This is a genomic window from Mucilaginibacter auburnensis (assembly GCF_002797815.1).
In the GTDB taxonomy this organism is placed as follows: Bacteria; Bacteroidota; Bacteroidia; order Sphingobacteriales; family Sphingobacteriaceae; genus Mucilaginibacter; species Mucilaginibacter auburnensis.
In genome coordinates, this window is record NZ_PGFJ01000001.1 from 671947 (window position 1) to 684146 (window position 12200).

Annotated in this window: 11 protein-coding genes and 1 tRNA gene; 6 read left to right on the forward strand and 6 right to left on the reverse strand. The window is 42.0% G+C overall.

The annotated features are described in order from the left end of the window. Window positions 1-265 precede the first annotated feature (265 nt). The 3 genes from CLV57_RS02915 (at window position 266) to CLV57_RS02925 (ending at window position 2388) form a co-directional block, all read left to right on the forward strand. Window positions 266-353: transfer RNA gene (locus CLV57_RS02915), tRNA-Ser, on the forward strand. Between the two features lie 175 nt (window positions 354-528). Next, window positions 529-1629 (forward strand): helix-turn-helix domain-containing protein, encoded by a 1101-nt coding sequence (locus CLV57_RS02920; RefSeq protein WP_100339855.1) that lies wholly within the window; start codon window positions 529-531, stop codon window positions 1627-1629. Window positions 1630-1752: 123 nt separating this feature from the next. Continuing rightward, window positions 1753-2388: a DUF2306 domain-containing protein gene (locus CLV57_RS02925; RefSeq protein WP_100339856.1), complete on the forward strand. Its 636-nt coding sequence runs from the start codon at window positions 1753-1755 to the stop codon at window positions 2386-2388. 81 nt (window positions 2389-2469) lie between these two features. Here CLV57_RS02925 and CLV57_RS02930 read toward each other — a convergent pair whose 3' ends face one another. From CLV57_RS02930 to CLV57_RS02945, 4 genes are all read right to left on the reverse strand, one after another. Continuing rightward, window positions 2470-3783, reverse strand: a complete 1314-nt coding sequence (locus tag CLV57_RS02930; RefSeq protein WP_100339857.1) for a hypothetical protein — start codon at window positions 3781-3783, stop codon at window positions 2470-2472. A 7-nt stretch (window positions 3784-3790) separates the two neighbouring features. After that, the gene (locus tag CLV57_RS02935; RefSeq protein ID WP_100339858.1) at window positions 3791-4270 is read right to left on the reverse strand and encodes a cupin domain-containing protein; all 480 of its coding nucleotides are present in this window, start codon (window positions 4268-4270) and stop codon (window positions 3791-3793) included. Window positions 4271-4390: 120 nt separating this feature from the next. Continuing rightward, window positions 4391-5119, reverse strand: a complete 729-nt coding sequence (locus CLV57_RS02940; protein WP_100341290.1) for a LytR/AlgR family response regulator transcription factor — start codon at window positions 5117-5119, stop codon at window positions 4391-4393. Window position 5120: 1 nt separating this feature from the next. Then, complete coding sequence (locus CLV57_RS02945; protein ID WP_100339859.1) at window positions 5121-6179, reverse strand: sensor histidine kinase; 1059 nt, start codon at window positions 6177-6179, stop codon at window positions 5121-5123. 244 nt (window positions 6180-6423) lie between these two features. Here CLV57_RS02945 and CLV57_RS02950 point away from each other — a divergent pair, with 244 nt between their 5' ends. Further along, on the forward strand, window positions 6424-6783 hold the full coding sequence (locus tag CLV57_RS02950; RefSeq protein WP_100339860.1) for a response regulator: 360 nt from the start codon (window positions 6424-6426) through the stop codon (window positions 6781-6783). Window positions 6784-6850: 67 nt separating this feature from the next. Here CLV57_RS02950 and yiaA read toward each other — a convergent pair whose 3' ends face one another. Then, window positions 6851-7318 (reverse strand): inner membrane protein YiaA, encoded by a 468-nt coding sequence (gene yiaA / locus CLV57_RS02955; protein ID WP_100339861.1) that lies wholly within the window; start codon window positions 7316-7318, stop codon window positions 6851-6853. A 120-nt stretch (window positions 7319-7438) separates the two neighbouring features. On the opposite strand from yiaA, the gene CLV57_RS02960 reads away from it, so the two are divergent. Further along, the gene (locus CLV57_RS02960; protein ID WP_100339862.1) at window positions 7439-8932 is read left to right on the forward strand and encodes a hypothetical protein; all 1494 of its coding nucleotides are present in this window, start codon (window positions 7439-7441) and stop codon (window positions 8930-8932) included. A 57-nt stretch (window positions 8933-8989) separates the two neighbouring features. Here the strand turns inward: CLV57_RS02960 and CLV57_RS02965 are convergent, their stop codons facing one another. Further along, on the reverse strand, window positions 8990-11455 hold the full coding sequence (locus tag CLV57_RS02965; RefSeq protein WP_100341291.1) for a glycoside hydrolase family 95 protein: 2466 nt from the start codon (window positions 11453-11455) through the stop codon (window positions 8990-8992). A 249-nt stretch (window positions 11456-11704) separates the two neighbouring features. On the opposite strand from CLV57_RS02965, the gene CLV57_RS02970 reads away from it, so the two are divergent. Beyond that, a complete protein-coding gene (locus CLV57_RS02970) occupies window positions 11705-12193 on the forward strand; it encodes a YdeI/OmpD-associated family protein (protein WP_100339863.1) in 489 nt (162 codons plus the stop codon). The last annotated feature ends 7 nt before the right edge of the window (window positions 12194-12200 follow it).

The window sequence follows — 12200 nt, forward strand, 5'->3', positions numbered from 1 at the left end:
GCATGCAAAGCTGAATAATGGGATTGTTAGGATTAAATTCCATGTTGCAAAAATATTTTACATCGTTTAAACCATTGGCAGGCAAAACGCTCTATTACAATAACTCCGCAATTACCAACGATGGTGATAAGAGTGATAGTATAGTTTTTAGGTTATAATTTAGTTTTAGCCGGGCGCTGACAAGGGCCCGGTTTTTTTGTTACATTTGCCATCCAAAATTATTACAGACGGGCGCATGTTTGAAGTAATAATTTAAATATTAAACGGAGAGGTGTCTGAGTGGTCGAAAGAGCACGCCTGGAAAGTGTGTATACGCCAAAAGTGTATCGAGGGTTCGAATCCCTCCCTCTCCGCTGATAACATTAGTTGTAAAAGCCTAATTTTACGAATTAAAGGGTTTTTGCAATTCATCACCCCACAAAACGCGCAATAAAAACGCAAATTCTAAAGATACGCTCAGCCAAGGTTCAGAACATTCATGTTGGCATCATTTGCTTTATATTTAGCAAGTGTTTTTGATTTTACGGTATGTTACATGTCATAGGGATAATTATTTCCTTATTCCTTTCAATCCTCCTTTTTACAAAAAAAGGTAAATCTACAGCAGATGCGGTGCTGGCTTGCTGGCTTTTTTTAATTTCAGTTCATCTAATTACGTATTATCTGTTAGCAACACGGAAGTTTCTTGAATTTCCTTATTTACTTGGTATTGAAATTGCTTTTCCATTTTTTCATGGTCCTTTTCTCTATCTGTATACCTCGTTGATTACAGGGAAGAAGTTTACTAAGCTAAAGGCTGCTTTTCATTTTATTCCATCCATTTTAGTATACGTTTTATTATCGAGGTTTTTTCTGTTATCGTTACCTGAAAAAATTTTGGTTTATGAAAATCAAGGAGCGGATTATACAATCCTTTTAAAGTTTATTCATTTTGCAGTATTACCTTCAGGTGTAATATACATCACGCTTTCTTTATTATTGTTAAAAGAACATCGCAGGAATATTTCCAATCAGCTTTCTTACGCGGAAAAGATCAATTTAAATTGGCTAAATATTCTGATAATCGGCATGGGCGTAATCTGGTTGTCTGTTTTTATCGGCAATGACATGACCACTTTTGCATGTGTAGATCTGTTTATCCTGTCCACAGGCTATTTCGGCATAAAACAAGCGGGCATCTTTGCCAATAACTTAGATGTTCAGGCGCAGCAGAACGAAGAGGTGACGTTACCGGTAAAATATCAGAAATCAGCAGTCGGAGAATTGCTTTTGTCAGAGATACATGCCGAGCTCCTCACACTTATGGATCAAAAAAAACTTTTTAAAAATCCGGAGTTAAGTTTGAATGAACTTGCCAAACAGTTGCGCGTTCATCCAAATAATCTGTCTCAGGTTATCAATACATTAGAGGATAAGAATTTTTACGATTACATCAACGAGCTAAGAGTTGATGAATTTAAAACAATTGTTTTTCTCCCCGAAAATCAAAGGTTTACATTGCTTTCTCTGGCTTATGAAGTTGGTTTTAATTCAAAAACTTCCTTTAACAGAAACTTCAAAAAGATAACAGGGACATCTCCAACGGCTTACTTAAAGCAGCAGCACATTCAGCTAAAAGCTAATAATTGATCAAAAGTAAGTTCCACCTTACAAAGTGGAACTATTTAAAGGTCATTGAAACACATTTTTGCGATGATGTTGGGCTCAAATAGGTGTGAATGGCCCATTTGGTTTTAAACTTGATTTATCAAAATGAGAAAAAGGATCGTTTGGTTTCTGATTGGTGTATTGGCTATCCTTATTGGATTGTACCCGCTTAAATACCTGTTAAGTACAGGAACAGTTGGCATATTGAATGGTAAACCTGATTGGCTGCTGAATAGTTTAATATGGAAAATTTCCTTTTATACACACATTGTTTTGGGCGGGGTAGCACTATCAATAGGATGGCTTCAATTTAATGATAAGCTCAGGCTCAGCAAACCTCGTATTCATCAATTCATTGGCAAAATATATGTTATCTCCGTATTACTCAGTTCTTTTTCAGGCTTTTATATTGCGCTATTTGCAGATCAGGGATTTTGGGCATCACTTGGCTTTAGTTGCCTGGCTGTAATATGGTTTTATACAACGTTTATGGCTTATTTAACAGTCAGAAACAGGCAGTTTATAAGGCATCGAAATATGATGATCTATAGCTATGCTGCCTGTTTTGCTGCTGTAACACTCAGAATATGGCTGCCTGTGTTAATTATTACCATAGGTGATTATAGCATATCATATATTATTGTAGCCTGGTTATCATGGATTCCCAATTTATTGGCGGCTTATTTAATTGTAAAAAAATCAGCATTGAAAAGTGTTAGCAATATGGAGTCAGGCGGATGACAAATAACAAAACCTTACAATAAAAAGCCGTTTCATGCTCAACTCATGAAACGGCTTTTTATTAAGATTGGACAAGCTATATTAAGGCTTTTTTACACGGAAGGTTGCTTTAACCGGTATGGGTACAGTTGCACACTCGCCGTTTATCCAGTGCCGCAGGTAGCCGCTGAATGTTCCTTTGATCATGCCATCACGGTCTGGCTTCAATTCAACACCACCCGCTACATGGCTATAGCCGCTTTGGCCGCAAGGCGCATAATACGATGTATATTTTTCATAATACGAGCCCCAGTAAACAAGGAATGTTACAAAAGCCTGCTTATCACCATATGGTTTTAGCCCCATATTCATGTTCGGAAGCTCAATGTTAAGTAAGTTGCCGTTCATGTTAAAGTCTAATTTAGATTTACCGTCGGCCGCAACTTGTACGCTAATATCCTTAACAGACCGTGTTATGCCACCGGTATTATCTAACGTCAGCTTTGCATATTGCTCGAGTTCTACAAAGACATTATAGCTCACGCGAAGCGATTGTCCGCGGGTGGGGCGATTTGGATCTTTGAAAATTGACAGGTTTTTCAGATCAACATAAACGCCGCCCTGCGTGAGCCTGTCATCAGCGGTTGGGGCTTTAAATGTAGCCTTCATCCCGCTTGCCGACAAGGTGCCTATCCGTGCAGCCGGGCCATCAAACAACAGGTGCCAGCCCGCAATATTTGATTCGTCAAGGGTGATGGAAGGCCCCAGCAAGTCGTCAATCGTGGGTTCGTCAGGGTTACTGGCGGGTTGTACCACTTCAAGTTGCAATGCTGCTGATTCTCCTTTATCCAATTCGTCTTTACCGGTATTCTTGATCTTGAAAGTCTGCATCAGCGACCAGTCACTGAAGTGTCGCGTTTTTGCTTTCATGGTATAGGTTGCAGGGTCGAAAACGGAGTTTTTAGCACAGTGCCAATACCCATGCTTATCCTGATATGCCAGATACATCCAGTCGGTGGCGAGCACCAGGCCGGTTGTGTCGGATATGTTCATGCTGATCTCTACATCTTTTTTAAATTGTACATCTTCAGGTAGCAGCCGGTATGATTTGCCTATACCGCCCGCGGCCATGGTGTTCTTAACCTCCTGCACGCTGAATGCTATGTTATCGTCTATAGCCCCAGCCGGAATAGTTAATTGAAGCGTATTGTTAGGAGTACTCAAAGTTCCCCCTGTAGGCCCAATGGTAGCCTGCGTTTTTTCTCCCACCGGCAATCCGTGTTCAACCTTCTCAAAGCCGCGGTATACTACCTCGTCATTAGGTTTTGGGCCGGGCGTTGCCGACTGTTTTTTGCATGCGGTAAATAATGCTGTAATAAGCAGCAGCAGATAAAATTTTTTATAGTGCAGATTCATGTTGTCGTTATTTACTATAAAGGGTAATGCCGTAAGCGGTTTCCAGTCTGCTCGTTAGAAGGCTTAAAAGTTCTGCAGGAGGTGGGCCCTGCGGCGGCGTTACCGGCGGTTGTTCGGAGGCAGCCGTACTAAATTCCATGAAGTAGTTCCAGAATTTGCCGGGTGTGATCAGGGTAATAAAGTGTGCCTGCTCGCTCAAAATGCTGAATAAGTGTGGTATTTTACGGGGAGCGTAAATTGCTTGGCCTGCTTTGAGCTCTGTGACGTCATCGCCAACCTGAAAACGCATATGCCCCTCAAGCAGGTAAAATGCTTCGTCTTCAAACTCGTGCACATGCAGCGGCGGTTCGGCACCGCGTGGCAATACCATATCCATTAACGCAAGCGCGCCTACTGATTGATCAGGTGCAATTAGTGTAGTGAAAAAACCGCCCTGATAGGCGCGGTAAGCCGAAGAGGCCGGGGTTATAAGTACGTCTTGTTCCATAGTGATATATTGGTGTTTTGTTGCGGTAAAGTTTCAAAAACACCTCTTACGGAAACAAATTCGGTCGACCGATGACGGGAACTGTCGATAGAAACTTACCCAGGGGCGATGAACGTAAGGTTAGGACTGCAAACGGGTTTGACAGGCAGACTTATATTGACGGCCAATGGTAAAGGTCTTTCCGGCAACCTGTACAGAGTTAGCATGATAAGCCTCTACGCGATCAACCGGTACAATGAAAGAGCGGTGAATGCGCATAAACGCGTCAATTGGCAACAGCTGTTCTATCACACTGATCTTTTGCTTGGCTGTTAACGTCCGGTCCTTCAACACAACTTTAACATAGTCTTTATCACTCTCAATCCAGCAAATGTCTTTTGTATTTATCTTCATAATTTTCCGGTCAATACGGAGATGAAGGTAGTGCGGCATTGTGGTGGTAGCAGGCAATTCAGCAATAGCCGGAGAGATTGCCATTTGCCCCTTGAACAGGCAGATCACTTTTCCTGCTGCTTTAAAAAAGCGCTCGAATGAAATGGGCTTAAGCAAATAATCAACAGCGTTCAAGTCAAACCCTTCCACCGCATATTCCTGGTAAGCTGTTGTAAAAATAACTTTAGGCGGGAGCGGTAAACTCTTAATCAGGTCAATGCCGCTGATGCCGGGCATTTTGATATCCAAAAAAACAAGGTCAATCGATTCATCCTGCAAAAAGTGAAGCGCCTGCAAGGCACTGTGACAAGTAGAAACTATCTCCAGTTCAGCAAATTCTGCGGCGTATTTTTTTATGAGCGCTACCGCATGTGGCTCGTCGTCAACAATTAATGTCCGCACCTTTAACTCTTTCATATCAGGCATCTTTTCCCAGTTCCAAATGTAATGTAGCAATAAACACATCGTCTTCCTCGTGCACGGCTAAACGATGGCGGCCCGGATAAAGCATTTCCAGTCGTTTACGTACATTTTGCAAGCCGATCTTGTCAAAATGTACTTGGTGAGATGTAGTTATCTTTTGGGACTTACTGTTGGAAACTTTGAAGGTAAGGTGTTGGTCTTTTACCTTAAGTTCTATCGTGATCCAGGGTTCATCTTCGGTGTTGCTTACCCCGTGTTTAAACGCGTTCTCTACAAGAGGCAGCAAAAGTAGGGGTGCAATTTTTTGTGTGCTTATGCTCTCGTTGATGTGAACATTCAGATCCAGCCGGTCTTCATACCTGATCTTTTCAAGGGATATGTAGTTATGAAGTATCTCTACATCATCCTTCAGCAAAACAAGGTCTGCATGGCATTCATACAGCATATATCGGAGTATGCCCGATAGCCCCATAATAACCCCGGGTGTTTTGGCGGATCTATCTAATGCCAGAACATATAGATTATTCAATGTATTGAAGAGAAAATGCGGATGTATCTGGCTTTTTAAAAAACTAAGTTCTGCCTGCGTAGCGGCTTCTCTTTTATCATACCACATTTTTACCGCTTTGACGGAAACGCCTATCCACACTACCGAATTACTGCCAATGAATGCACTCGCTAAAGAAGCCGGTTCTAACAGTTTTTCGAAAAATGTTCCTTCAGGTATGTGCCATTTAAAGTGATTATCGGGATTTTTACTCAAATCGAAAAAATAAGGATCCACCGCAAGTATATCTACTGACCGGAACAACAAGCCGGCAACCACTATGCAAATTACGCTGCTTAAACAAAGCAACAAGTACCGTTTACCGAAAAAATACCGGGGAATGATGTAATACGTTAACGTGTAAAAGTACAAGGCATGTACCGGCATAACCATTAATACCGCCGGCAGGGCAATGATGTAGTGACCTATCTGAGCTCCAAAAATAATGGTGATCACCAAAATATTAGCGGTCCAAAAAATGAGGTGCCTGATCAACGTTGCTTTCATCAACGTCAAATATAGTTACCCTTGTAAAGATTTTAGCCTTTGTAGATTAACACCTTGAATTTGTCGACAAACGACTCGCCGGTTTTTACACATTAATATTTCACATTGTCAGCAATTGTTGCACCAGAGGTTAAATATTAAATTAGTCGCGATAACTAATGTCACGAAGTATTGCTATTAAAGCAGTAATTATTTTATTAGCACGTGCTAACAAAAGCAATTTCAAATTGTTGCATCTGCAACCATGAAACATATCGTAATTATTGAAGATGATCCTGAACTTCTATCACTCTTAGCAACGCTGCTTGAGGCCGATGGTTACCGGGTTACCAAACTAACACACCTAGAAAGTGTTGAAACTTTACTCAATTTAAATGCAGATGCCTTTATTATTGACGAGATTCTTCCTGTTGTTAACGGGCACATCATCTGCATTATATTGAAATCAAAACCTCAAACCAAAAATATCCCTGTGGTATTGATATCCGGCGATGATAAACTACAGCATGTAGCCACACTTTGCGAAGCCAACGCATATATCCGCAAGCCCTTTGATAATTATAATAGCGTGCAGCAAGTGTTAGCAGAAACACTGGCAGCGTAATTCAACTAAATAAAAAATCCCCGCAGGCTTGCCTTGGGCAAAGCGCTGCGGGGTGGCAACTGCTACGTTACAGTTCTTTCTCCTCAATCATTTTTGCGTCGCGGGTATTTTTTTGTACGGCTATGGCAGCAAACATACTTAAGCTAAATGCCATGGCGTAGAAGCCTTTTTCGCTCAATAGCATATCCGCATTCCACAAGCCAATTGTTAATAAAGCCAGTGCCGCTATGGTAGAGAACCAGCTAATGCCATAGTATAGGTCGGTTACGGCAAGGCCCTCGGTTCTGTCGCGCACTGTTTTTTGTACCGATATAACCGCGAATAAGCCGAATAATAAAATGGTAAAGTAGTATCCCTTCTCGTTTAACATCATATCGGCGTTCCATAGGCCTATGCAATAACCCAATGTTCCGGTTAGTAAGGCAAACCACGACGCGCCTATAAATGCAGGTGTGGGTTTGAATGGGTTCCTGGCGTTATCACCGTGTTTGTTAGTAAATGAATTTTCTTCTGTTCTGTGTTGTAGCGTTTCCATGTTGTTTTGTTTGATTGATTAATATGGAAGCAAATGTGCGGTGTAAAACTTGCCTTCAAAATTCAATTTTTAGAAATAACTGACGATATATTTTTACTTTTATAGTCAATTATACCTGCCATGGATTCGCTTGCTGAACTTATATCACTGCTTGATAAACCTGATTTAATTGCCTTTAAACAGTTTCTGGTTAAGAAGAATAAACGTGCGGATACTAAAAATATCCGCTTGCTTAATTTGATAGAAACTGACGATATAAAAGGCATAAAAAAACTATACAAAACGCAAAAAAGTGATGATGCCTATCATGCTTTGCGTAAACGGTTGCAGGATAACCTGCTGCTTTTCCTGTCGCAACGTACTTTTGAGAGTAGCCATTTTGAAACCTATGATGCGCTTCGGTTGGTAGTAGTGGGCAGATTTTTGTTAGAGAACGATGTGGTAAAAGTTGCCTTCAAATGCCTAAATAAGGCTGAAAACATAGCCAAACATCAAGAACAGTTTAACCTTGTCAATGAAATACTATTGCTTAAAATACAATATGCGCACTTATCAGGGGCCGAGGATTTTGAAAGTTTGACGCGACGCTTTACGGATAATCAGTTGGCTATGCAGCGAGAGGCTAAGCTCAACATGGCTTATGCGTTTTTACGACAGCAATTACAGGAGATACACCTGAAAGGAAAAGTGGTTAATTTAACCGACCTGATCACAGCAACTATTCGGAAATACCAAATTGCGGTAGAGGAGCTGATGACCTACAGATCTGTTTACCAGATTATGCTGATAGCCAATGAATATGCCGCTATACAACAAAATTACAGGTTGATTGAAAACTATGTTGAGCGGGCAGCTCTATTTATCAAAGATCAAAAGCATAACAAACAACCTTATCTGTTTTATCATACAGGCATATTATATTTTCTGGCGAATTACCATTTGAGGTGCAGGCAATTTTCTGCCAGCGCGGCGTATCTTAATGAAATGGCGACTCTGATGGGTGCAGACAGCCGTTATCATAATTCGTTTTATCTGCGCCATCAGCTGCTTACCGCGCTCAATCTATTCTACACAGGCAAGGCTGATGATGCTGTTTCAATACTCCGTAAATCTCTATCCGGTACAAAGAAAACCTACAAAGCTGAAGAGGTGGAAGACATACAGGTTTGCTTAACCATGTTTTTAGCCCTTTGCAATAACAAAGATTGCCTGAAGCTGCTATCATCATTAACGCGTACAGATGCCTGGTACGAAAAACAAATGGGCATGTTATGGACCATCCGTAAAAACCTGATGGAGATCTTGATTCAGGCGCAGTTTGGCAATATTGAGCCGGCGATGTCGCGTCTCAATAGTTTCAGGCGGCGGTATAAAAAGTATCTGCTAAAAACATCAGAAGATAGGGTGCTGCTGTTTTTAAAACAGGTGGAGCAATATTTGATCAAGCCACATATTATTCAGGAGCCAGCCTTTCAACAAGCGGTTTTAAAGCAGTTGAAAATTCCTGCTAACGGCGACATTTTCAGCTTAAGTTTCATCTCCTGGCTAATCGCCCGTTGGGACAAGAGGTCATCCTACGAGGTAATGCTATCATTGATCAACAATACTGAATAACAAACAAGGCTGCAATATTCATTGCAGCCTTGTTATTTGTTGTATGCGTTTAAGTAATTATTGCGCAACCAAAGTATAAGTTTTGCCTGCTACTGTTGGCAGATCATAAGCCATAGTTGGTTTCAGATCAAGTGGAGTAATAGTCGCTTTTTCTGAAATGATGGCTGCAGGGGTTTCCTCCAACTGGAAGTAGGTGTTGGTGTTTTTACCCGTTGCCTTTTTCAACGGCGCACCTGCCGCCACTTTAATAGCGTTGGGTGTGCGTACCCTCAAATTTCCACCTAAAGTTGATTTAACTACCGCTTTAACCAGTTTACCATCTTTCCAATCTAAACTCACTATCTGGAAGCCGCCCATAGCACGCAGTCCGCTTACGCTGCCATTTTCCCAAACATCCGGAAGCGCAGGTAATAAATGCACTTCGCCGTTCTCGCTTTGCATCAGCATTTCGGTGATGCCCGATGTACAACCGAAGTTACCATCTATCTGGAATGGCGGGTGAGCATCAAACAGGTTGTTATAAGTGCCTCCGCTACCACGGCCACCCGAACCTACCGGTGTAAGCTGATTTTGAATTAATTTATAAGCGTGGTTGCCATCCAGCATACGTGCCCACCAGTTAACTTTCCAGCCCATGCTCCATCCGGTTGAAACGTCGCCGCGTTGGATCAATGTTGTTTTAGCAGCACTGGCCAATTGTGGTGTGCGTAATGGCGATATCTGATTAGATGGGAACAAGCCATATAAATGCGATATGTGACGGTGGTTATCTTTCGGATCATCCACATCATCTAACCACTCCTGTAACTGGCCATACTGGCCAATATGCATAGGTGCAAGACGTTTGCGTATTTGCTTTAAAGTGTCAATGAATTTGGCGTCTTTCTTCAAAACCTCAGCAGCTTTTATGGTGGAGCTCATCAGTTCAAAAACTATCTGGTTGGTCATGGTTACGCCGGCATCAACAGCAGAGTTTTGGTGCTGCTTTGATGGGTTCTCCGGAGACTCATCAGGAGCAACAACCAGCCAGTGGTATTGCGGATGTTCCACTAAATAATCAACATAAAAAGTAGCCGCCCCCTTCATAACCGGATAGATGGAAGCTAAATAAGCTTTATCGCCGCTGTATAAATAATGCTCCCAAAGGTGCTGACTGGTCCAGCCGCCGGTGCCGTTCCATAAACCGTAGGTAGCGCCGTCAATAGCGCCTGTTGCGCGCCAAATATCAGTATTGTGGTGAGCCACCCAGCCGCGTGCGCCATACATGTCTTTAGCGGTTTGTTGCCCGGCTACTGACATATCTTTCACCAACTGAATAAACGGCTCATGCATTTCGGCCAGGTTGGTTTTTTCAGCGGGCCAGTAATTCATTTCGGCATTAATGTTAACGGTGTACTTGCTGTCCCATGATGGATTGATCTTATCGTTCCATATACCTTGCAGGTTAGCTGCTTGTCCGCCCGGTTGTGATGATGAGATCAACAGGTAACGCCCAAACTGATAATACAATGCGGCAAAAGATTGATCATTGGTTGAAGTAAAGTTTTTCAACCTTTCATCCGTTGGTAATGCAGATGCCGCGGTGTTTGTGCCTAAGTCAAGTTTTACACGGTTGAAATATTTTTGATAAGCAGCAATATGCGCAGGCAGCATTGCCGCGTAGGTTTTTGCGTAAGCTTTATCTAAGTAATCAAGCGCGCGTTTGTTTTGGTCGCCGCTTACATCATTGTAGTTATTAAAGTTGGTGGCTATTGAAATGTAAATAGTAACCGCGTTGGCATTGCTTACATTCAATGATGTATCAGTTGCTGCCAGTGCTCCACCTTCCAACTTCATTCTAACAATGCCTTTGTAGTTCACCATACCTTTAACCGTTTCATGGTCAGACGTTACACCAAAAATGGTTAACTCTTTGGCTGGCGTGGTTTTTATAGTAGCTCTTTTTTGAGGTGTAGTAAATGATGCGTTGAATGAAAGTTTTCCTGGTTTGCTGGCTGTTAGGCGCATAACTACCACACGGTCAGGAAATGAAGCAAAAGCTTCGCGGGTATAGGTTACGTCGTCAACAGTATATGAGGTTTTAGTTACCGCCTTTGAAATATCCAGGTCGCGATAGTAATTGGTAAACTTATCGTGTCCGGCAAAAGCTAATTGCAAGCTGCCCACCGGTTCAAATTTTTGCCCGTGCGATTTTTTGGTGATGATGGCTTTCCCGGCTACCCTCTCGGCATCTTTTCTTTTACCCTCGAAGATCAGTTTGCGTATCAGCGCTAACGAGTCTAAGGCCATTGGGTTATCATTACGGTTGGGGCCACCGCTCCACACGGTATGTTCATTCAACTGAATGGTTTCTTTTTCTGGATTGCCGTAGATCATGGCTCCTTGCCTGCCGTTACCTATAGGCAAAGCGTTCTCCCAGGTTTTTCCGGCCGGTGTTTTATACCACAGTTTCATATCGGGCTTGCTTTGCGCAAAGCCGAAAACGGATATACACACTAACGGAATGATAAGTAGCTTCTTCATTTTAATATTATTGGTTGCTGTACTCAATTGGTTGGCCCAAATTACTTAATTTTTGAGCAATTAGATTAAAGCAGATTAACCGGATTATTAAGTTGTTTATGCTAACAAGTGTAAGCAGCCTTTAAATGGCCTAATATTGGTTAGATGGCGCGTTTTGGCGACAGAATAGCGTAATTTGTAATATAAAAGATACAAAAATTTAGTCGCGACGGGCTTTGATAAAGGCGCTATATTTAAGTAGAAACAGTTATGAGCGAACATCAGTTTAAGGCAACCCTGAATATCATTGGCATTAATCCGTTTGTTTTTGTGCCTGAGACTATACTAATGAAATTGTTCAAGGATGCCGGGAAAGATAAAGGATTTATACCCATACGTGGTACCGTTAACGGAGTGCCATATGAGCAAACTTTAGTACGATACAGCGGTGAGTGGAGGTTGTATGTCAATACCACCATGTTGCCTGATTCACCAAAGCGGATAGGTGAAAGTATTGACGTAACAATCGAATTTGATCCGCGCGACCGCACCCTGCAGCCGCATTCGGAGTTAATTGCGGCCCTTACCCAAAATAAACAAGCGGAGGACAGGTTTCAGCAGCTGTCGCCATCCCACAGGAAAGAAATAATCCGCTACATATCAGCAGTGAAAACTGATGAGACCCGCCAGAAAAATATTGAAAAGGCGATTGGCTTTTTATTAGGTAAAAACCCATTTGTTGGCCGCAACCCTGATTAATGCCTAC

Excerpts from the sequence above, each read along its gene's own strand:
- CLV57_RS02950 (WP_100339860.1), top strand. The coding sequence starts at position 6,424 with ATGAAACATATCGTAATTATTGAAGATGATCCTGAACTTCTATCACTC.
- CLV57_RS02945 (WP_100339859.1), bottom strand. The coding sequence starts at position 6,179 with ATGAAAGCAACGTTGATCAGGCACCTCATTTTTTGGACCGCTAATATT.
- CLV57_RS02965 (WP_100341291.1), bottom strand. The coding sequence starts at position 11,455 with ATGAAGAAGCTACTTATCATTCCGTTAGTGTGTATATCCGTTTTCGGC.
- CLV57_RS02925 (WP_100339856.1), top strand. The coding sequence starts at position 1,753 with ATGAGAAAAAGGATCGTTTGGTTTCTGATTGGTGTATTGGCTATCCTT.
- CLV57_RS02940 (WP_100341290.1), bottom strand. The coding sequence starts at position 5,119 with ATGAAAGAGTTAAAGGTGCGGACATTAATTGTTGACGACGAGCCACAT.
- CLV57_RS02960 (WP_100339862.1), top strand. The coding sequence starts at position 7,439 with ATGGATTCGCTTGCTGAACTTATATCACTGCTTGATAAACCTGATTTA.
- CLV57_RS02935 (WP_100339858.1), bottom strand. The coding sequence starts at position 4,270 with ATGGAACAAGACGTACTTATAACCCCGGCCTCTTCGGCTTACCGCGCC.
- yiaA (WP_100339861.1), bottom strand. The coding sequence starts at position 7,318 with ATGGAAACGCTACAACACAGAACAGAAGAAAATTCATTTACTAACAAA.
- CLV57_RS02920 (WP_100339855.1), top strand. The coding sequence starts at position 529 with ATGTTACATGTCATAGGGATAATTATTTCCTTATTCCTTTCAATCCTC.
- CLV57_RS02970 (WP_100339863.1), top strand. The coding sequence starts at position 11,705 with ATGAGCGAACATCAGTTTAAGGCAACCCTGAATATCATTGGCATTAAT.
- CLV57_RS02930 (WP_100339857.1), bottom strand. The coding sequence starts at position 3,783 with ATGAATCTGCACTATAAAAAATTTTATCTGCTGCTGCTTATTACAGCA.